This is a genomic window from Stenotrophomonas sp. SBJS02, from assembly GCF_020428325.2.
Classification (GTDB): Bacteria; Pseudomonadota; Gammaproteobacteria; order Xanthomonadales; family Xanthomonadaceae; genus Stenotrophomonas; species Stenotrophomonas africana.
This window is the reverse complement of the sequence record NZ_CP109812.1, coordinates 1,042,815-1,060,734: the sequence shown is the minus strand read 5'-3', so window position 1 is coordinate 1,060,734 and position 17,920 is coordinate 1,042,815. Positions and strand designations below refer to the sequence as shown.

24 protein-coding genes are annotated in these 17,920 nt (G+C 66.4%); 20 read left to right on the top strand and 4 right to left on the bottom strand.

Going from position 1 to position 17,920, the window contains the following annotated elements; translation table 11 throughout:
• Positions 1-11: 11 nt before the first annotated feature.
• The 4 genes from FQS62_RS04965 to FQS62_RS04950 all read right to left on the bottom strand — a co-directional run bounded on the left by FQS62_RS04965 (position 12) and on the right by FQS62_RS04950 (position 3,364).
• Positions 12-2,156 (bottom strand): TonB-dependent receptor, encoded by a 2,145-nt coding sequence (locus tag FQS62_RS04965; protein WP_049444127.1) that lies wholly within the window; start codon positions 2,154-2,156, stop codon positions 12-14.
• A 128-nt stretch (positions 2,157-2,284) separates the two neighbouring features.
• Positions 2,285-2,662 (bottom strand): DUF2946 family protein, encoded by a 378-nt coding sequence (locus FQS62_RS04960; RefSeq protein WP_049444125.1) that lies wholly within the window; start codon positions 2,660-2,662, stop codon positions 2,285-2,287.
• A 211-nt stretch (positions 2,663-2,873) separates the two neighbouring features.
• On the bottom strand, positions 2,874-3,128 hold the full coding sequence (locus FQS62_RS04955) for a hypothetical protein (RefSeq protein ID WP_005408345.1): 255 nt from the start codon (positions 3,126-3,128) through the stop codon (positions 2,874-2,876).
• 11 nt (positions 3,129-3,139) lie between these two features.
• Positions 3,140-3,364 carry a hypothetical protein gene (locus FQS62_RS04950; RefSeq protein ID WP_005408344.1) on the bottom strand — a complete coding sequence of 75 codons (225 nt, stop codon included), beginning with the start codon at positions 3,362-3,364 and terminating at the stop codon, positions 3,140-3,142.
• 486 nt (positions 3,365-3,850) lie between these two features.
• Here FQS62_RS04950 and FQS62_RS04945 point away from each other — a divergent pair, with 486 nt between their 5' ends.
• From FQS62_RS04945 to FQS62_RS04850, 20 genes are all read left to right on the top strand, one after another.
• Positions 3,851-6,187, top strand: coding sequence for a VapE domain-containing protein (locus FQS62_RS04945; RefSeq protein WP_208043915.1), 2,337 nt, complete (start codon positions 3,851-3,853; stop codon positions 6,185-6,187).
• Positions 6,188-6,463 (top strand): DUF7696 family protein, encoded by a 276-nt coding sequence (locus FQS62_RS04940; protein ID WP_049444122.1) that lies wholly within the window; start codon positions 6,188-6,190, stop codon positions 6,461-6,463.
• 74 nt (positions 6,464-6,537) lie between these two features.
• Positions 6,538-6,765, top strand: coding sequence for a hypothetical protein (locus FQS62_RS04935; RefSeq protein WP_012510243.1), 228 nt, complete (start codon positions 6,538-6,540; stop codon positions 6,763-6,765).
• A 41-nt stretch (positions 6,766-6,806) separates the two neighbouring features.
• Positions 6,807-7,445, top strand: coding sequence for a deoxynucleotide monophosphate kinase family protein (locus tag FQS62_RS04930; protein ID WP_049444119.1), 639 nt, complete (start codon positions 6,807-6,809; stop codon positions 7,443-7,445).
• A gap of 153 nt (positions 7,446-7,598) precedes the next feature.
• Positions 7,599-7,982: a hypothetical protein gene (locus FQS62_RS04925; RefSeq protein WP_049444117.1), complete on the top strand. Its 384-nt coding sequence runs from the start codon at positions 7,599-7,601 to the stop codon at positions 7,980-7,982.
• Positions 7,983-8,338: 356 nt separating this feature from the next.
• On the top strand, positions 8,339-8,767 hold the full coding sequence (locus FQS62_RS04920) for a helix-turn-helix domain-containing protein (RefSeq protein WP_226053629.1): 429 nt from the start codon (positions 8,339-8,341) through the stop codon (positions 8,765-8,767).
• Positions 8,764-9,114, top strand: coding sequence for a hypothetical protein (locus FQS62_RS04915; RefSeq protein ID WP_043033662.1), 351 nt, complete (start codon positions 8,764-8,766; stop codon positions 9,112-9,114). The genes FQS62_RS04920 and FQS62_RS04915 overlap by 4 nt, the downstream gene beginning before the upstream one ends.
• A complete protein-coding gene (locus FQS62_RS04910; RefSeq protein WP_049444110.1) occupies positions 9,111-9,596 on the top strand; it encodes a glycoside hydrolase family 24 protein in 486 nt (161 codons plus the stop codon). The genes FQS62_RS04915 and FQS62_RS04910 overlap by 4 nt, the downstream gene beginning before the upstream one ends.
• A gap of 80 nt (positions 9,597-9,676) precedes the next feature.
• Positions 9,677-9,970 carry a hypothetical protein gene (locus FQS62_RS04905; RefSeq protein WP_226053628.1) on the top strand — a complete coding sequence of 98 codons (294 nt, stop codon included), beginning with the start codon at positions 9,677-9,679 and terminating at the stop codon, positions 9,968-9,970.
• The gene (locus tag FQS62_RS04900; RefSeq protein ID WP_154348604.1) at positions 9,876-10,205 is read left to right on the top strand and encodes a hypothetical protein; all 330 of its coding nucleotides are present in this window, start codon (positions 9,876-9,878) and stop codon (positions 10,203-10,205) included. Before FQS62_RS04905 ends, FQS62_RS04900 begins: the two co-directional genes overlap by 95 nt.
• A 118-nt stretch (positions 10,206-10,323) precedes the next feature.
• A complete protein-coding gene (locus FQS62_RS04895) occupies positions 10,324-10,878 on the top strand; it encodes a hypothetical protein (RefSeq protein WP_049444106.1) in 555 nt (184 codons plus the stop codon).
• A complete protein-coding gene (locus tag FQS62_RS04890; protein WP_049444105.1) occupies positions 10,875-11,465 on the top strand; it encodes a phage baseplate assembly protein V in 591 nt (196 codons plus the stop codon). The genes FQS62_RS04895 and FQS62_RS04890 overlap by 4 nt, the downstream gene beginning before the upstream one ends.
• A gap of 52 nt (positions 11,466-11,517) precedes the next feature.
• The gene (locus FQS62_RS04885; protein WP_049444104.1) at positions 11,518-11,856 is read left to right on the top strand and encodes a GPW/gp25 family protein; all 339 of its coding nucleotides are present in this window, start codon (positions 11,518-11,520) and stop codon (positions 11,854-11,856) included.
• Positions 11,857-11,858: 2 nt separating this feature from the next.
• A complete protein-coding gene (locus FQS62_RS04880; protein WP_049444103.1) occupies positions 11,859-12,755 on the top strand; it encodes a baseplate assembly protein in 897 nt (298 codons plus the stop codon).
• Complete coding sequence (locus FQS62_RS04875) at positions 12,748-13,527, top strand: phage tail protein I (RefSeq protein WP_049444102.1); 780 nt, start codon at positions 12,748-12,750, stop codon at positions 13,525-13,527. The genes FQS62_RS04880 and FQS62_RS04875 overlap by 8 nt, the downstream gene beginning before the upstream one ends.
• 7 nt (positions 13,528-13,534) lie before the next feature.
• Entirely contained in the window at positions 13,535-15,034 is a 1,500-nt protein-coding gene (locus FQS62_RS04870) for a tail fiber protein (protein ID WP_049444100.1), read from the top strand.
• 4 nt (positions 15,035-15,038) lie between these two features.
• Entirely contained in the window at positions 15,039-15,623 is a 585-nt protein-coding gene (locus tag FQS62_RS04865; protein ID WP_049444098.1) for a hypothetical protein, read from the top strand.
• 107 nt (positions 15,624-15,730) lie between these two features.
• On the top strand, positions 15,731-16,930 hold the full coding sequence (locus FQS62_RS04860) for a phage tail sheath C-terminal domain-containing protein (RefSeq protein ID WP_094002001.1): 1,200 nt from the start codon (positions 15,731-15,733) through the stop codon (positions 16,928-16,930).
• A 2-nt stretch (positions 16,931-16,932) separates the two neighbouring features.
• Positions 16,933-17,436, top strand: coding sequence for a phage major tail tube protein (locus FQS62_RS04855; protein ID WP_049444095.1), 504 nt, complete (start codon positions 16,933-16,935; stop codon positions 17,434-17,436).
• 80 nt (positions 17,437-17,516) lie between these two features.
• On the top strand, positions 17,517-17,807 hold the full coding sequence (locus FQS62_RS04850; RefSeq protein ID WP_005412456.1) for a phage tail assembly protein: 291 nt from the start codon (positions 17,517-17,519) through the stop codon (positions 17,805-17,807).
• The last annotated feature ends 113 nt before the right edge of the window (positions 17,808-17,920 follow it).

Sequence of the window (17,920 nt, the reverse complement as noted above, 5' to 3'; positions counted from 1 at the left end):
GGCCAGTGCCCTCAGAACCGATGGTCGACGGTGAACTCGACGCGCCGATCCGGTCCCAGCAGCCATTGGGTACTGGTGTAGTACGCGGTGGCGTAGTACGCCTTGTCGAACACATTGAACAGGCGCGCCGACAACCGCGTGCGCGGTGACGCCTGCCAGGTCAGCGCCAGGTCGGTGGTGCTGTAGCCGGGCAGTTCCAGGGTGTTGGCATTGTCGGCGTAGCGCTTGCCGACGTAACGCACGCCTGCGGCCGCGCTCCAGTCGGGCAGGAACTGCCAGCTCACCCACACATTAGCCAGGCGCTCAGCCACGTTCGGCGGCACATTGCCATCGCGTGAGACCAGCACCGGGGGCGAACCGGTGGTTTCCAGGAAGTCATCGAACTTTGCCTTCAGCACCGTGGCATTGGCATCGAGCGCCCACCGCGGCGCGAAGGCCCAGTTCAACGACGCTTCAATACCACGCGAGGTCTGCGCCCCCACCTGCACACGGCGATCCGGCACCAGCGGATCGCGGCTGAGCAGCCCGGTCTTGCGGATGCGATATGCCGCCAGCGTCCACTCGCCACCGTCGAACGCCTGCTTCAGGCCCACCTCGACCTGCCGTCCCTTGGCCAGGTCGAAGGCACCGTTGGCCGGGCTGATCATCAGCAGGCCGCTGACCGGGTCCGCCGCCTGTGAGTACTGCGCGTAGAGGCTCAGCGTCGGCTGCAGCGCGAACACGGTGCCCGCGCGCCAGCCGGTGCTGCTGTAGGTCTTCGAGAATGCTCTCTGGCCGCTGATCAGATCGGTGCGTTCGATGCGCGCGCGGTCATGGCGCAGCCCACCCAGCACCGACCAACGCTCGCTCAACGTCAGGTGGTCTTCCACGAACAGCGCGTACTGCTCGGCACCATTGCGATAGCGCGGCAGGTTCGGCGCATCGCTGGCGAACTGCCCCGGCACCGTATGGAACGGATCGACCGGGCCAGAGCTGCCGGCGTAGGTGTTGTTGGTGTGCTTGAAGTGCGCACGGTTGGCGTCCAGGCCTACGGCAAAATTGTTCTGCAGCCCCCCCACACTGCCCTGCACGCGCAGCGTCGAGGTCAGGCCGGTCTGGTCCTGGTTGTGGGTGATCTGGGTATTGCCCGAACGGTCGATCAACCCGGTTCGCGGGTTGTAGACATAGGCCTCGGCATTGCGCCAGTCGCGCTGGCTGTCGATCTGGTAGACGCGCGTGCGCCATTCCACGTTCGCGTTCGCGTTCGGCGTCCACAGTGCATCGAGCTGGGTCCAGCGGTCACGAAAGCGGATGTCACTGTCTTCCACGTTGTAGTTGCGGTGGCGCAGTGCGTCCAACTGTCGGCCATCCACCAGGGGCGTACCGAAGTAGCGCATCGGCTTCTGGTGGCCCTGCGCATGGGTCAGGGTCAGCTGCAGATCCGTGCGTGGCTGCCACACCAGTGCGCCGGAGAAGGTGGCATCACTGCTGCGCCCGCGATCAACCCAGCCACCGCTGTAGTTGCCACTCACATCCAGCCGGTAGGCCAGCTCGGGCGTCAGCGCACCGCCGCTGCCGAAGCCCAGGCGCGCGGTGTCCTCGCTGCCCACGGTTACGCTGACCTCGTTCTCGATCGCCCCACGCGTGGGCTTCTTCGGCACGATGTTGATCACGCCGCCGATCGCACCGTCGCCATGGATCACCGAAGCCGGCCCGCGCAGCACTTCGATGCGCTCGATCGACCAGGTATCGAACGGGAAGGTGATGCCCACGCCCCCGTACTGGCGCAGCCCGTCGTACAGGCGCATCACCGAGGCACCATCGGTGAAGCCACGGCTGGACAGCGCACTCAGACCATTGCCTGGGTGCGGCATGGCGCTGATCGCGCCAGCCCGGCTGATCGCATCGTTGAGGTTGGTGTCGCCACGCTGCTCCAGCTGTTCGCGCGAGATCACGGTCAGGCTTGCTGGCGTCTGCAGCACGCTGAGGCCCAACGCAGAGCCTGCGCTGGCGGTGGATGACAGCTCACCGCTGCGGGTGTCGATCACGCGTACGGTATCCAGCGTGGTCGGCGGTGCCGCATCGGCGGCAAGTACGGAGGCGCTGTGCAGGAGCAACGCGCACATGACAGGCAGCGTCGCCCGGCGCAGGCGCGCGGAGTTGGGGCTCGTTTTCATTTGTTCACGGCATGCAAGGCCACCCCGCAGTGGCGGGGCAGCAATCAGAAAGGGACAGACACGCGCGTGCGGGCGCGGCCGTAGCCGGCAACCTCATGGAAGGACGGTCAATGCACTGCGCGTGTGGCTCAGGCAGCCATGAAGGCCGGTGGCCCGCGCGCTCCCAATGTGCCGCTGACCCGCTGCGGCAACGCCTGCACTGCACCCCGCAACGCATGGCATATCGATGCCACCGGTGCCAGCAGCAGCAATGCCGCCACCAGCAGGGTGATCAGCCGCGCGGCGATCAGGCAGTAGTCGCAGTCCACGCCCATCTCATGCTCGGCGTGTGGATCGGCGGGCGGCTTCTTCGCGACCTCGCCCTGCTGCATCGCCATCGCGTGGTGCCCGTGATGGCCCTCCATCGCATGCTGGGAATGATCCATCGCCGCCATCGGCACAGCCGCTGCAACGTGACCATGCGCCAGCCAGCGGCTCACCAGCGGGGCAAGCAGCACCAGCAGCATGGCTAGCCATGCCAGGGCCTGGAACCGGCGGTGGAGGACAGAACGACGCACCCGCCCATTCTACGGGCCTGCGACCAACCTTGGACCACGTTCAGGGTTGCCCTGCCGCCGGTGCGACGTTATGACGCAGCCTCCAGCGCAGGAGATCGTCCACTGCCCGAGGGGGACGGAAGGCAGCCTGGCCGGCCCCTTCCGTCCCCGCACCGGATGACTAGAACCGCGCCGGCTGCTGCACCGCGCGCTCCAGGAACATGACACCCGCCTGCAGGCTGTTGCGGGCGTTCTCCAACCAGCGCTCCGGATCGGCTACCGCGAATCGCTCCTGTGCATCCACATCACCCGAGTCGGCCAGATCAGCCAGCTGCAGATGGATGTGGTTCTCCACCAGGCTCACCAGCACGGCGAGCTCGGCCGATAAACCGGCGATGCGTTCGGTGAAGCCAGCGTCGTTGCTGTTCAGAGACATGTCCCCTGTTCCTATGCGTTGCGGTGTTGATGGATGGCTTCGAAACGCTCGGCACAGGCAGGCCCACAGAACAGCCTTGCCGGATCGTTGTCGAAGTCTTCGCTGCAGTCCGGGTTGTGGCATTCCCCCATGGGAGTGAGAGGGGCAACGTTGCTGGCCCGCGTTGCGTGCTGGGCCAGGGCGCGTTGCAGGTGGCGCGCTTCCATTTCCTGCGCTTCGTCGATGGTGTCCGTCATGCGGGTTGTATTTTATCGAGGGGTGGTCGCACCGATTGAGAACGTCGCAACGACCGTCAACGACGCGGAATCCGCGGCGGATCGGCGTTCGCGGTTGCAGTGGATTTCAAACATGCGGGCTCCTTGTGCATGGGCGCCCGAAGGCGCGGTGGAGAGAAACGAAGGCCGTCGCTGACGGCGATCGCATCATCCGAAAACCGGTTCTCGCCAACTGCGACGCATTGGCGCGACCACAGCGATCTGCGAACGTCATCGCAACTCCAACGCGTACTGGATGGCCTGAGCACACCCAGGGATGCAAGGTACTGGAAGGTGTTGCAAATGAAGCCGCATTCCGACACCATGACCGTGCCACCACCTCCCATCACATCCTGACCGCACTGCATCGGTCGGCCGCTGCGTGACCTGCGCACGCCAGACACTGCGAAGCACGTTGGCCGCCATCGGCCGCCGTGGACCGATCCACGTTCCCAGGGGCTCCGTCGAATGCACACACCGCATCCCACGCAGGACATCGTTCCCGCGTTCCTGCAGGCCATGCACGCGCACGGCATCGTGCCGGACGCGCGCGGCCGCGACGCGCTCAATGCCGATGGCACCCTGGTTCGCTTCCATGTGGAAGGCGACCGTCGTGGCACGCGCAACGGGTGGGCCGTGTTGTTTGGAGACCATGTGCCGGCCGGCGAGTTCGGCAGCTGGCGGACCGGCACCCGCCATGCCTGGTGCGCGAAATCGCCGACCGCATTGAGTGCGGCCGAGCAGCGCGCCATCCGGCAACGCCAGGAAGCGGCCCGCAACGAGCGCGAGCGGCATCAGCGCGAGCGCGAGGACGCAGCCGCCAAGGCCGCCAACGTGCTGTGGAACCGTGCCATTCCCGCCGACGTCCAGCACCCCTATCTGGTACGCAAGGGCATCCACGCACATGGCCTGCGTGTGGCGCCGTGGCCGGTGCGCAACAGCGATGGCCTGGTCTTCCGCCATATCGACAATGTCCTGCTGGTGCCGGTGATGAACAGCGCGGGCCGTATCGTCTCGTTGCAGGCGATCTTTCCCCGCGTGGATCCAGCACTTGGCCGCGACAAGGACTTCCTTTCCGGTGGCCGCAAGCAGGGCTGCTTCCATGTCATCGGCAAGCCGGCCCCTGGCCAACCGATCGCCATTGCAGAGGGCTATGCCACCGCCGGATCCATCCACCAGGCCACGGGCTGGTGCGTGGTGGTGGCCTGGGATGCAGGCAACCTTGGTGCGGTCGCCCGGGCCTGGCGCGGCGCCATGCCGGACGCATCGTTCGTGCTGTGTGCCGACAACGATCAGTGGACGCGGCAGCCGCTGGACAACCCGGGCGTCACCCTGGCCACGCAGGCTGCCGCGGACATCGATGCCCGCGTGGCCTGGCCCGAGTTCGCCGCGCTGCATGGCGACGATGACCGTCCTACCGACTTCAACGACCTGCATCTGCGTGAAGGGCTGGATGCCGTGCGTACCCAGCTGTTGCCTCCCGCACCGCCCGCAGCAGGCGACGACGTGGCGGGGGATGATGCGCCGTCATCGGCCAGCGCGCGTTACCAGGTGCCTGGCAACCTGTCCGCATTCGATGCTTTCACCCCGTTTCCCGACACCAGCGCGCGCGGGCGGCCGTTGCCAACGGCCCGCAACCTGGCCGAGCTGTGCCGTCGTACCGGTGTGACCGTGCGCTACAACGTCATCCGCAAGGATCTGGAGATTCTGGTCCCTGGGCTGCACACGACCGTGGACAACGCCAAGGAAGTCGCGGCGGGCGAGGTGATGGATTGCATGCACCGCGCCGGAATGGCCACCGCCAGCTTCGAGACCAACCTGTGCCAGGTGGCCGAAGCCAATCCCTATAACCCGGTCGCAAGCTGGATCACCTCACGGCCGTGGGATGGCCAGACCCGCCTGCAGGCGTTCTTCGACACCGTGCAGGAAGCCCAGTCCACGCGCATGGCCGACGGCCGCGTGCTGAAGGAGGTCCTGATGCGGCGCTGGCTGATCTCCGGCGTGGCGGCCGCCTTTGAGCCCGATGGCGTGGTCGCGCGCGGCGTACTGACGTTCGTCTCGAAACAGAACCTGGGCAAGACGCGCTGGGCACGGCAACTGGCGCCGGCGGAGCTGCAGCTGATCGCTGACGGGGTGGTGCTCGATCCGGCCAACAAGGACAGCGTCAAGCAGGTCATCTCCAAGTGGATCGTCGAACTGGGCGAAGTCGATGCCACCTTCCGCCGTACCGATATCGCGGCGCTGAAATCATTCATCTCGCGCAGCCATGACGAGATCCGCCGCCCCTACGCGCGCACCGAATCCCGCTATGCACGGCGCACCATCCTGTTTGCCAGTGTCAACGACGAACGCTTCCTGCGCGATGCCACCGGCAACACCCGCTGGTGGACCGTGCACGCTGTAGCGTTGGGCGAACCGGCGCGGATCGACATGCAGCAGGTCTGGGCAGAGGCCCATGCGTTGTACTGCAGCGGCGAGACCTGGCACTTGAGTGCCGAGGAACTGGATGCGCTGAATGCCACCAACAGCGAGCACGAACCCATCTCGCCGATCGCCGAACTGATCGATCGCCATTTCGACTGGTCGCTCCCTGCCGAACACTGGAGCGCGCATTACCGCGCCACAGAGATCGTCATCGCGGTGGGCATCGACAAGCCCAACCGTCGCGAGGTGAACGAGGCCGCCGCCTACGTGGTCAAACGCCATGGCGTACGCACCCGCGTGGTGGGCAAGGAACGCGCCAAGGTCTGGCTGATGCCAGAGCGCAGACGCACTCTCGCCGAGCATGCGGCAGGCCCGTTCTAGATGCCACGCATCCATGATGGTCGCGACGTTGACAGCAGCAGCGACGACTGGCGCCTGCACTGCGAAGCACGTCGCCTGCTGCAACTGGACGGCTACCGGCGCATGGGCAACGACGGGCGCTGGACGGCGGTCAGTCCGCGCCGACATCGCCAGCAGTATCTCGAGGGTGTCCTGGCCGCACGCGGCGCGGTTGAGCGTGAGCGCCTGGCAGCAGCGGCATTACGGCTGTGGACCGCCAGCCCGCCCGGCCGACCACGCCACGACGAAAGTAGATGAAAGGTGTTGACTGAGATCATCTACAGAGGCAAGATGGCTGTATCGGCCCGCCACCTTCCAGGAGCGCTTCCGCCATGCCTCATCCCCGACTGCATGCCTTCGAAGGTGAGCAGCTGACCGTGCAGCAGATCCACCAGCGGGTACCGGTGCTGTCCGAGCGGACCATCCGCGACCACCTTGCTGCCGGCCGACGTACCCGCACCGCCATGCTGTGCTTTGACCCGATCGCCGCGGCGGCCCGGGGTGGTCGCATTACCCAGCGCATCCTCCGCGCCCGCAGCCTCGCCGGTCGCGATTCCTGATCCTCCGGCACCTGCCGCATTTCTCCAGGAGTAGATTCCGCATGATTCCCGCCTCCCCCGACAGCGGTCATCGCATGATTGCCGACACACTGGCCGCGTTCCGTGCCGGCCCTGCACTGGGCAGCATCGCCCTGCGGCCGGCACCGCGCGCGCGCGTACCGCTCTACATCGGCATCGCCGGCAGCAAGCGCTCGGGCAAGGACACACTCGCCAATGGGCTGGCATCGGCGTTGGCGCTGCCACGCGACAGCTTCGCGGCCCCACTGCGCCAGTTCGTCGCCTCCCTCCTCGGGCTCTCCCTGCATGAACTGGACCGCCGCAAGGAGGACGCCATCGATTGGCTGGCCGAACTCACCCCGCGCCACCTGATGCAGACCGCCGGTACCGAATGGGGACGTGACCGCGTCCATCCCGAACTGTGGGTACGCTCGCTGTTCGCACGCCTGCCCGAGGGCGGGCTGGTACCCGACGTCCGCTTCGCCAATGAGGCGCGCGCGATCCACCGCCGCGGTGGTGTCGTGATCCGCGTCAACCGCCCGGGCCATTGCAGCAATGACCTTCATGCCAGCGAGCAACCGCTGCCGCATGAACTGGTCGACATCGAAGTCGACAACGTCGGCACCCCGGCCGATCTGGTCCGCAGATCACTGGACCAGCTGCTGTCGCGCGGCCTGATCTGAGCCGGAATCGGGGTCGGCTGTGCGGCCCCGTCCGCTGAACCCACCGCAGGCCACGACCCATCATCGGCGAAAATGATGTAAGGTCATCCCCCATCACCGACGACACCTGTCGTCACCCTGCATCCCCAACCCATTTCGCAAAGAGGAAACGCCATGGAGGTCGAACAGTTCACGTCGACGCGCCTGAAGGCCATCGAGTTGTTCAAGTCCCAGCCCAAGGGCAGCAAGGACAACGTGAGCCTGGATGCGATCTTCATCTCGCTGTGCACGCTGGCCACTGCCCGGGCAGGCGCTGGCAGCGCCCAGCAGGCGCGCACCGTGGCCCGCCCGGGCAACCAGCAGCCGCCTGCGCCATGGTTCGTCGAAACCCTTGCGGCCCTGAAGGGCAAGGGCGAGTCGATCACCGTGGCGCGCTTCCTGATGTTCGCCAACCGATTCCCGGTCAAGCGCATGGACCAGGTCAACGCGGCACGCTGGCTGCGCGACGCCGGGTACATCCCCCGCAAGACCGGCGGCAACCTGGTATTCGATCTTTGATCCAGCGCCTCCTGCAGTCCTGAAGCCCCGGCATCGTCCGGGGCTTTTTTTTGTTTCTGGCCAGTACACGGCGCATGAGGCCATGCGGGGGAGGCCGTCCTCACCCTGTACCTGCCCCATCCCCTTGATCTGCCTCTATTCCTGCCAAGTGAGGACAACGAGTACGGATGTACAGGAAAACATCAGCGGCCAGTGCAAGCGGATACGGCGCACTGCAAGCAGGCGGGTCGTGCTCCTCACCCGTTCTCGCGCACGGCTGAACGTCTTCAGCGCACCGATATAAAAGTAGATGAAAGGTGTTGACTGCGCGGGCGGGATGGCAACAGTGGAGATCAATGCCACTGAAGACATCCTCCATGAACGCCCTGCCCGACAGTATCCAGACCCTGGCCGAGGTCATCGGCGAATCCGCAGCCCTCACGCTGGTGCGTGCGTGGCCGCCGACCACCTCCAGCACAACCGGCCGTCACCGCGTCATCGTCTACGTCCCCTCCACCCTGCCCGACCAGCATCGGCTGATCGACATCCTTGGCCACGACGCCGCCCGGCGGCTGGTCGCGCACTTCGGCGGCGAACTGTTGTTCCTGGCGTCCTGCTTCGCTGCCGGCGCGCACGAACGCCGTGAGCAGATCGCCCGCGCGGTCGCCAGCGGCATGCCGCGCGACCATGTCGCGCGTGAGTTCGGCGTCTCACAGACCACCATCAAGCGCGCCCTGCGCGGTGCGCGCAGCGCGCCGCCACCGGCAGTGCACCCAGCCCTGCTCAAGGGGTACGCACGCGCATGAACGAGAGCGACCTGCTGGCCGGCGTGCCGGATTGGGCCAAGTATCTGGGCGGGACCTCGGGCGTGCTGATCGCGGTGTCGTTATGGCTGCGCCAGTGGCTGTCGTCAGCCAAGGTCGACCGCACCGCCGACGAAGCCACCAGCAACACCCTGCGCACCCTGCAGGAACAACTCGCCGCCGAACGTACACGCGCCGACGGACTGATGCACGAACGCGAGGCAATGGCCCAGGAGATCGGGCAACTGCGCGGTGAGGTCAGCGCCCTGCGTGCGCAGATCGCCCAGCAGAGCGTACAGATAGACGCCCTGCTGGCCCTGGTGCGCAAGCAACCGGGAGCGGCCGCATGACCGTCGCTGCAGCCAGCGCCCTCGGTGGCACCAACGTCTCTGCGTTCCTGGACATGCTGGCCGTGTCCGAAGGCACCGACATTCCGGGCCAGCGCTCACGTGACCGCGGCTACGACGTCATCGTCGGCGGCCAGCTGTTCACCGACTACCGCGACCATCCCCGCGTGCTGGTGTCGCTGCCGCGCTATGGCATCAAGTCCAGCGCCGCCGGCCGCTACCAGTTCCTGCGCAGCACCTGGGACGACCTGCGCGCACGCCTGGGCCTGCCCGACTTCGGCCCGGTCTCGCAGGACCGTGCGGCGGTCGCCCTGCTGAAACAGTGCGGTGCCTACGAGCTGATCCGGCTGGGACGCTTCGATGCCGCCGTCACCGCAGCTCGGCGCATCTGGGCATCGCTGCCAGGCGCCGGCTACGGGCAGAAGGAGCACGCACTGGAAACACTGCGCGCGGCCTACCGTGCCGCCGGCGGTGCCCTGCAGTGACGCCCGGGGCACTGAGGCTGGGCATCGGACTGCTGGTCCTTGCCGGCAGCCACGCGAGCTGCGCCTGGCTGGGATGGACCTTGCGCGACCGCAGCGCGGAACTTGCCGCTGCCACCACCCGGGCAGCGCAGCAGGCGGCCCACACCGATGCAGCCCAGCGCGCGCACCAGCAGGCCCTCGCCAACAGCGCCGCAGGCGCGCAGGCCGAATCACAGCGCCTGGCCCAGCAGGCCCGCCGCACCGAACAGTTCAACACCCTGCAACGGGACATCGAGACCCATGCCAAGACTCCTGGTCGTGATCGCGGCGACGCTGACGCTGAGTTCGTGCGCATCTGGCGCGAGGCCAACGCCGGCCACGCCCTGCCGCGCTGATCTCAGCATCGCACCTGCCCAGCTACTTCCCCCTTCCCGCCTGCCGGACCTGCACGCGGCCAGCGATGACGCGCTGCTGCGCAATCACGTTGCCGTCGCACAGCAGTACCACGCGCTGGCCGACCAGCTGAGTGCGCTGCTGTGCAGTCTCGGCAACCAGCGCGGCATCACCATCAATGGCGCCGCGCCGGCAGCACCTGCCGACTGCAGCAGCAGCGCCACTCCCGCGCACTGAGCCTTCCGGATAAGGCCACGCCTGCAATGCCGCCCCACTGCGGTGATGGCAACACTGGCTGCAGACCGCGCGCGCCTTGCAGCGCTACGCCCTTCTTCCCTTCCCTGCATGAGCTGACATGGCGAACGATCCCTTCCCTCCTACGCTCGATCCGCTGATTGCCGCGATCGAAGCAGCAATCCGCGCACGCTTTCCGGGGTTTGCAAGCGTCGAGTTCCATCGCGACGCCAGCGCTGAGGGGATGCCCCTGCCGGCCTGCCTGCTGGCGATGACCCGCTGTGACCGCAGCAGGGACAACAATGATGGCAGTGGCCTTCTGCAGGCCACGCTGCGCTTCGAAGCACGCATTGCGCTGCCGGCAACCGATGCAACCACAGCGCTGCGGCTGCGCAATGCGGCCCTCGCCCTGGCGACCTGGCTGCACCAGCTCGGCCGCTTTCCCGGCGTTGCCAGCAGCGCGATCGATGTGATCGCGGCATTGCCCGAAGACCCAGCGGCAGCACAGCCGGGCCTGCGCACCTGGATCGTCGAGTGGTCGCTGCCGGTCGCACTGGGCGACAACCCGTGGGACGACGCCGGTGGCGTGGTGCCGCAGGCGTCCTACAGCTTCGCGCCCGAGATCGGCCGCGCCCATGAGCCCCACTACCTGCCGTTGCCGGAGCGCGCACGATGAGCGCCGAACACGCGCGGTTGATCGGCAACCTGCTGATGATCGGTGTGGTACGCGAGCTGGACGAAGCGAACGGGCGCGTTCGCGTCGATGCCGACGGCATGCTTACCGACTGGATTCCCTGGCTGGAGCGCCGCGCGGGGCCGGGCATGCGCAGCTGGTGCACGCCCGAGCCAGGCGAGCAGGTCGTGCTGGCGTGCCCCTATGGCGACCCCGGCCAAGCGCTTGTACTCGGCAGCCTGTACCAGGACCGCTTTCCGCCGCCGGCCGACTCGCGCCTGCGGCAACGCACCGAGTTCGCCGACGGCAGCACCGTCGAGTACGACCAGGAAACCACCACGCTGAGCGTTAACGTCGGCAACGGCAAGGTCATCGTCACCTGTGCAAGCGCGCAGGTGATCGCCAGCGAATCGGTGCTGCTCGACACGCCGTCGCTGAAGGCCACCGGCGATCTGCAGGTGACCGGCGCGATCAGCGCCGGCAAGGACATCACCACACCCGGTGAGATCAAGGCCGGCGCCATCGGCCTGAAGGCACACAAGCACACCGCACAGGGCCCAACCGCCCCGACCACGCCGGCCCAGGCCTGAGCGGCCACGCCTGCAATGCCCTGAAAACCCGCACTCCACGACGATAGAGGCCATGCGAGGAATCGACGCCAACACCGGCAAATCACTGGATGGGCTCGCCCATCTCCACCAGTCCGTGCGTGACATTCTCACCACGCCCCTTGGCTCCCGCGTACTGCGCCGCGAATACGGTTCACGCGTGTTTGAACTGATCGATGCGCCGACCAACCGCTCGCTGCGCATGGACCTGATCGCGGCCACCGTCGACGCGCTCGCGCGATGGGAACCGCGTCTCCACGTCGAGAACATCGACGTCTCCCTCCCCGCCCCCGGCGTGATGATCCTGGCAGTGACCGGAATCCACCTGCCCGACGGCGAGGCCATCACCATCGAAGGAATCGAGGTTCGCTAACCGTGGCATCCGGCTCGTTCACCAGTGTCAATCTGTCCCAGCTGCCTGCCCCGGCGGTCATCGAAGTGCTCGATTTCGAAGCCATGTTCGATGAATCGCTGACCGCGCTGCAGGCCCTGGATCCCACCTTCGACGCGCTGCTGCCGTCGGACCCGGCCTTCAAGATCCTCGAGGTCTGCACCTACCTGCGCCTGCTCGATCGCCAGCGGGTCAACGATGCAGCACGTGGCGTGATGCTGGCCTATGCCGTCGGCAACGATCTGGACCATCTGGCTGCGATCTTCGGCATCGCCCGCCAGGTGCTGGACCCCGGCAAGCCGCAGCAAGGCATCGCACCGCGCTACGAAAGTGACGAGGATTTCCGACGCCGCATCCAGCTGGGGCCGGAAGGCTTCAGTGTGGCTGGGCCGGAGGGTGCCTACATCTTCCACGCGCTGAGCGCCGACGCCCGTGTGCTGGACGCCAGCGCAACCAGTCCCTCCCCTGGCGAGGTAGTGGTTTCTGTGCTCTCACGCGAAGGCGACGGCACCGCTTCCCAGGGTCTGCTCGATATCGTCGACGCAAAGCTGAGTGCGGATGACGTGCGACCACTGACCGATCACGTAGTGGTTAAACCCGCTGCCATCATCAACTACACGGTCGACGCCGCACTTTTCACTTTTGCCGGCCCGGATTCGCAGGTGGTGCTGGCCGAAGCGCGCACCCGCCTTGACCGCTACATCAGCGAATCGCACCGGCTCGGCCGCGACGTCACCCGTTCGGGATTGTTCGCCGCACTGCATGCCGAGGGCGTGCAGCGCGTGGAGATCACCAACCCGGCCAAAGACATCGTGGTTGATCGTACCCAGGCCACGCACTGCACCAGCATCACGCTGACCCATGGCGGCAATGATGAGTGACGCTGCCACCCGCCTGATCGGCGCGCGTCTGAGCGGTGCCATCGATGGGCGAAACCGTACCTTCCGTCACCCCGGTGGTGCACTGGCAACCCTGCAGGCGGTGTACCGCACCGACCAGCAAGGACGGCAGCGGTTGCGCGATGTTGCCATCAGCGGCGCCACGGTCATCCTGTCGGCCGCCCCGGCACCCGGCACGCTGATCGAAGGCGATGCGCAGATCGCGGTTCCGCGTGCTCCCAACCTGCTGCCCCCCAATGCCACCCATGCCGAACGTGGACTGGCGCGCGCCATCGTCGCCCGTCCGCTGCCGGTAGACATCACCGCACTGTGGGACGCCGACCGCTGTCCGACCGCATTGCTGCCCTGGCTGGCCTGGGCCTTGTCCGTTGACGAATGGAAAGCGTATTGGCCGGAGACGGTGAAGCGTGCACGCGTACGCGCCGCGATCGCCATCCAGCGCCGCAAGGGCACCTGGGGCAGCGTGCGCGACGTGGTCGCCGCTTTTGGTGGCTCGATCCTGATCCGCGAATGGTGGGAGATGCAGCCGCAGGGTGCACCGCACACCTTCGAAGCGGTGATGACCATCGCCAACCAGGGCGGCGAGACCGCCACCGCCAAGTTCGTCGACGACGTGATCGGCGAGATCAGCCGGACCAAGCCGGTGCGATCGCACTTCACCTTCACCCAGGGCATGCAGGCCAGCGCCGGTATCGGTGCACTTGTCGGTGCCCAGGGCACCACCTTCCGCCGCATCCAACTGATCGGAGAGTAAACCCCGCATGCGCTTGAAAATCACCGACGCCGGCTTTGCCAAGCTGGTCAATCCACCCAACACCGGCACCAATGCCGTGCTGATCACCGAGATCGGCCTGACGTCCACGGCATTCACGCCGACGGCGGGGCTGACCGCCCTGCCCGGCGAGATCAAGCGGGTCACCACTTTCGGCGGCAAGGCCGTGGGAGATGACACGCTGCACGTCACGATCCGCGACGACAGCGCTACCGCCTACAGCCTGCGCGGCTTCGGCCTGTACCTGGGCGACGGCACGTTGTTTGCAACCTTCGGCCAGACCGATCCCATCATGGAGAAGACCGCAGCCTCGATGCTGCTGCTCTCCACCGATACCCGCTTCAGTGAAGTCGATACCGCGCTGATCGAATTCGGCAATGCCGAATTCATCTATCCCCCTTCCACCACCGAAGTGCAGGGCGTGGTCGAGTTGGCCACTACGACCGAGACCGAAGATGGTGCAGACACCCAGCGTGCGGTGACACCGCGCGGGCTGCGTGCCTTCATCGACAAGCGCTTTGGTGCCAGCGCCCCCACCCAGTTCGTGCGCACGCTGCTGTCGATCGCAACCGATGCCGCGTTCCGTTCCGCCCTGGGGCTGAAATCGGCAGCGTTGAAGGACGAGGGCGCCGACAAGGGCCTGGATGCCGATCTGCTCGATGGCAGGCACGGCAACCATTACCTGGACTGGCGCAACATGACCGGCGTGCCATCCAGCGTGCACGTGCCCGGACAGGTGATTCTGTTCGCCGGTGCCACTGCGCCCAACGGCATGCTGCTGTGCAATGGCGCCGCTGTTCCGCGTTCCAGCTATCCGGCACTGTTCGCCGCCATCGGTACCCGCTACGGCGCCGGTGATGGCGCGACCACCTTCAACCTCCCGGCAATGCAGGAAGGCACGGTGGTCACGCACACGCTGAACCCGGAAGCGGTCGGCAGCTTCACCCAGGGTGAAGTGATCCGCCATGCCCACGGTGCAAGCGCGGCAACGGCAGGCAACCACAGCCACGCCATTTCCGTGGGCGCAGGCGGCGCGCACTCCCACGGTGCCAGCGCCAGTGCCGTCGGTGACCACGCGCACGGTGCATGGACCGACTCGCAGGGCCACCATGCGCATACCGGTGGCACCTCGTGGGCCGGCGACCACCAGCATGGAGGCGTTGTTCCCTCCAATCCTGCCCTCAACGGCTACGGCGTCTATCGCGAACGCGACAACGATGCGCTGTATCCGGACGGCGCCACAGCACCCGCCGGCGGTCACGCCCATAGCTTCAGCACCGACGGCGCAGGCGCACATGGCCACAACATCGGCATGAACGGCGCCGGCGGCCACTCGCACACCATTTCCATCGCCCAGGTCGGTGACCACGGCCATGCCGCCTCGGCCGCCGATGCCGGTGCACACACCCACACCATCGTGGTGGAGAACACCGGTGGCGACCGCAACCTGCCTGCCGGCCTGCGGATGATCTATTGCATCGCGTACTGAGGACATGAGCTTGCCTACTGAACCGCGCTTCGCGCACTCCTACGATCCCGATACCCGCGCCTACATGGGCAAGGTCCGCCTGCAGCCTTCCCCGGACGGTACCTGGAACATGCCCGACTTCACCGTGGACGTCACGCCTCGCCAAACTGCCGGCGAATACCAGGCACTGCGCCTGGCCGATGACGGCTCACGCTGGGAAACGGTGGCCGATTTCCGTAACCACATGCTGTGGGACATACGCACCGCGATGGCGATACCCAATCGCCTTGCGCTGGGCGAGCCGTTGCCCAAGGACGTAACCCTGTCCGAGCCATTCAAGCTGGATGGCACCACCGCGCAATACAACGCGTGGAATGCCAGCCGCCGCGAATGGACATTGCTGCCGGACTACAGCACGCGACCGCTGTGGAACAAGCACGATGCCAGCTTCGCTACTCCCGTTTCCCGTGGGGTCGCGCTGCCGTCATCGGTCACCGATCTGGCACCGCCTGCGGATCGCAGCTACCCGGTCACCTTCGATGAAACCCGTGCCGCCTGGGTGATGGTCACTGCACCCGAACCCGACCCGGCCGCGCAGCCGCAGCCCTGACGTCGGGCCACGGCTGCAATTAATCCAGCCGCGGCCAGATACGAACATGTACCCATGCGGCGCAGATCGCGACCGCAGCACCCACCCAACCAAGGAAAAAACAACGCATGGCCGAATTTCTGCATGGCGTGCAGGTCGTCAACATCGATGGTGGTTCCCGCTCGATCGCTGTTGCCTCGACCAGCGTCATCGGCATTGTGGGCACCGCGCCCCGCGCCGACAAGATCGCCTTCCCGTACAACACTCCGGTCCTGGTGACCTCGCGTTCGCAGGCAGCCAAGCTGCTCGCCAACGCCGCAACCGAAGTCGATGAGGGCACCCTCCCGGGCCAGCTCGACGCCATCTTCGATCAGTCCAACGCGGTCGTCGTCGTCATCCGCGTCGAGAAGGGCGCCACCGAGAACGACACCCTGGCCAACGTGCTGGGCGGCGTGAACGCGCAGACCGGTGCCTACACCGGCGTGCATGCACTGCTGGCGGCAAAGTCGGTAGTGGGCGTCAAGCCACGCATCCTGGCGGTGCCGGGCTTCACCCACACCCACGAAAAGCGCGACACCGAACTGCTGGCCAACCCGGTCGTGGCCGAACTGCTCGGCATCGCCGACAAGCTGCGCGCGGTGATCATCAAGGATGGCCCGAACAGCACCGACGACGCTGCCAAGAGCACCACCGCCCTGACCGGTTCCAAGCGCGTCTACGTGGTCGACCCGGCGCTGCTGGTGCAGTCCGGTGATGCCATCGTCACCCGTTACGCCTCCGGTGCCGTGGCCGGCGCCATCGCCCGCAGTGACAACGAACGCGGCTGGTGGGCATCGCCGTCGAACCTGGAGCTCAACGGCGTGGTCGGTACCGCGCGTGCGATCGACTTCGGCCTGTCCGACGCGACCAGCCGCGCCAACCTGCTGAACCAGTCGAACGTGGCGACCATCATCCGCGAAGGTGGCTTCCGCCTGTGGGGCAACCGTACCGCCAGCAGCGACCAGAAGTGGCAGTTCCTGTGCGTGGTGCGCACGGCCGACATCATTGCTGACAGCCTCGAGGCCGCCCATCTGTGGGCCGTCGACCGCGGCATCAGCAAGACCTACGTCGACGACGTGCGCGAGGGCGTCAACGCCTTCCTGCGCGGCCTGAAGACCCAGGGCGCGATCCTCGGCGGCAACTGCTGGATCGACCCGGAACTGAACGCAGCGGACAGCGTGGCCCAGGGCCGCTTCTTCTGGGACTTCGACTTCACCCCGACCTATCCGGGTGAGCAGCTGACCTTCCGCATGCACATGAACAACAACTACGTCTCGGAGATCTTCTAAGCATGGCGCGCAAGATCCGCAAAAACTTCAACTTCTACGTCGACGGCAAGGGCTATGCCGGCAGCGTGATGTCCTTCACCGCACCGAAGCTGTCGCTGAAGACCGAGGACTTCCAGGCCGGCGGCATGCTCGCCCCGACCGAGATCGTGCTCGGCCATGAAAAGCTCACTGCCGATGTCGAGTTTGCCTCGGACGACGCGGAGATCATGAGCAAGTTCCACGTCGTTGAAAGCAATGAGTACGGCTTCACGGCCCGCGAAGCGCTGGAAGGCGATGACGGCGAAGTGACCCAGGTCGTGCACAACATGCGCGGCAAGGTGAAGCTGCTGGACCGCGGCGAAACCAAGGTCGGCGAGAAGGGCACGATCAAGGTCAGCCTGGCGCTGAGCTACTACAAGCTGACCCATGGCGCCCAGGTCGTGCAGGAAATCGACGTGGTCAACATGATCGCCCGCCAGGGTGGCGTGGACGTGCTGGCCGGCATCCGCGGCGCGCTGGGCATCTGAGCTCGCACCGCACCGAGAAAACCGGGGGCGCCTCGCGCCCCCGCATCCATCGCACCGCATCGAATTCCAGGAACACACCCATGTCCAGCAAGACCAAGACCCCCACCGACACCGTCATCGAGCGCGATGGCTTTGCCGAGATCACCCTCACCCGCCCGCGCCAGGTCAATGGCATGGAGACCGCCGTGCTGCGCATGCGCGAACCGACCGTGGAAGACATGGAGCGCTACCAGGACGACAAGGGCAGTGATGCACAGCGCGAGGTACGGATGATCGCCAACCTGTGCGAGATCTCGCCGGACGACGTGCGCAAGATGCCGTTGCGCGACTACGCCCGACTGCAGGCAGGCGTCGCGCTTTTTACCACCTGACCCTGCCGCAGATCAGGCAGGGAGTGCTCGCCTTGGCCGGTCATACCGGCTGGGGCCTGCGCGAGATCATGACACTGCGGGTGTCGAAGTTCATCTGGTGGATTCAGGGATTG

Excerpts from the sequence above, each read along its gene's own strand:
- FQS62_RS04965 (WP_049444127.1), bottom strand. The coding sequence starts at position 2,156 with ATGAAAACGAGCCCCAACTCCGCGCGCCTGCGCCGGGCGACGCTGCCT.
- FQS62_RS04920 (WP_226053629.1), top strand. The coding sequence starts at position 8,339 with ATGAACGCCCTGCCCGACAGTATCCAGACCCTGGCCGAGGTCATCGGC.
- FQS62_RS04895 (WP_049444106.1), top strand. The coding sequence starts at position 10,324 with ATGGCGAACGATCCCTTCCCTCCTACGCTCGATCCGCTGATTGCCGCG.
- FQS62_RS04955 (WP_005408345.1), bottom strand. The coding sequence starts at position 3,128 with ATGTCTCTGAACAGCAACGACGCTGGCTTCACCGAACGCATCGCCGGT.
- FQS62_RS04940 (WP_049444122.1), top strand. The coding sequence starts at position 6,188 with ATGCCACGCATCCATGATGGTCGCGACGTTGACAGCAGCAGCGACGAC.
- FQS62_RS04885 (WP_049444104.1), top strand. The coding sequence starts at position 11,518 with ATGCGAGGAATCGACGCCAACACCGGCAAATCACTGGATGGGCTCGCC.
- FQS62_RS04850 (WP_005412456.1), top strand. The coding sequence starts at position 17,517 with ATGTCCAGCAAGACCAAGACCCCCACCGACACCGTCATCGAGCGCGAT.
- FQS62_RS04960 (WP_049444125.1), bottom strand. The coding sequence starts at position 2,662 with ATGCTGCTGGTGCTGCTTGCCCCGCTGGTGAGCCGCTGGCTGGCGCAT.
- FQS62_RS04935 (WP_012510243.1), top strand. The coding sequence starts at position 6,538 with ATGCCTCATCCCCGACTGCATGCCTTCGAAGGTGAGCAGCTGACCGTG.
- FQS62_RS04875 (WP_049444102.1), top strand. The coding sequence starts at position 12,748 with ATGAGTGACGCTGCCACCCGCCTGATCGGCGCGCGTCTGAGCGGTGCC.
- FQS62_RS04945 (WP_208043915.1), top strand. The coding sequence starts at position 3,851 with ATGCACACACCGCATCCCACGCAGGACATCGTTCCCGCGTTCCTGCAG.
- FQS62_RS04865 (WP_049444098.1), top strand. The coding sequence starts at position 15,039 with ATGAGCTTGCCTACTGAACCGCGCTTCGCGCACTCCTACGATCCCGAT.
- FQS62_RS04915 (WP_043033662.1), top strand. The coding sequence starts at position 8,764 with ATGAACGAGAGCGACCTGCTGGCCGGCGTGCCGGATTGGGCCAAGTAT.
- FQS62_RS04900 (WP_154348604.1), top strand. The coding sequence starts at position 9,876 with ATGCCAAGACTCCTGGTCGTGATCGCGGCGACGCTGACGCTGAGTTCG.
- FQS62_RS04930 (WP_049444119.1), top strand. The coding sequence starts at position 6,807 with ATGATTCCCGCCTCCCCCGACAGCGGTCATCGCATGATTGCCGACACA.
- FQS62_RS04950 (WP_005408344.1), bottom strand. The coding sequence starts at position 3,364 with ATGACGGACACCATCGACGAAGCGCAGGAAATGGAAGCGCGCCACCTG.
- FQS62_RS04925 (WP_049444117.1), top strand. The coding sequence starts at position 7,599 with ATGGAGGTCGAACAGTTCACGTCGACGCGCCTGAAGGCCATCGAGTTG.
- FQS62_RS04870 (WP_049444100.1), top strand. The coding sequence starts at position 13,535 with ATGCGCTTGAAAATCACCGACGCCGGCTTTGCCAAGCTGGTCAATCCA.
- FQS62_RS04890 (WP_049444105.1), top strand. The coding sequence starts at position 10,875 with ATGAGCGCCGAACACGCGCGGTTGATCGGCAACCTGCTGATGATCGGT.
- FQS62_RS04860 (WP_094002001.1), top strand. The coding sequence starts at position 15,731 with ATGGCCGAATTTCTGCATGGCGTGCAGGTCGTCAACATCGATGGTGGT.
- FQS62_RS04910 (WP_049444110.1), top strand. The coding sequence starts at position 9,111 with ATGACCGTCGCTGCAGCCAGCGCCCTCGGTGGCACCAACGTCTCTGCG.
- FQS62_RS04855 (WP_049444095.1), top strand. The coding sequence starts at position 16,933 with ATGGCGCGCAAGATCCGCAAAAACTTCAACTTCTACGTCGACGGCAAG.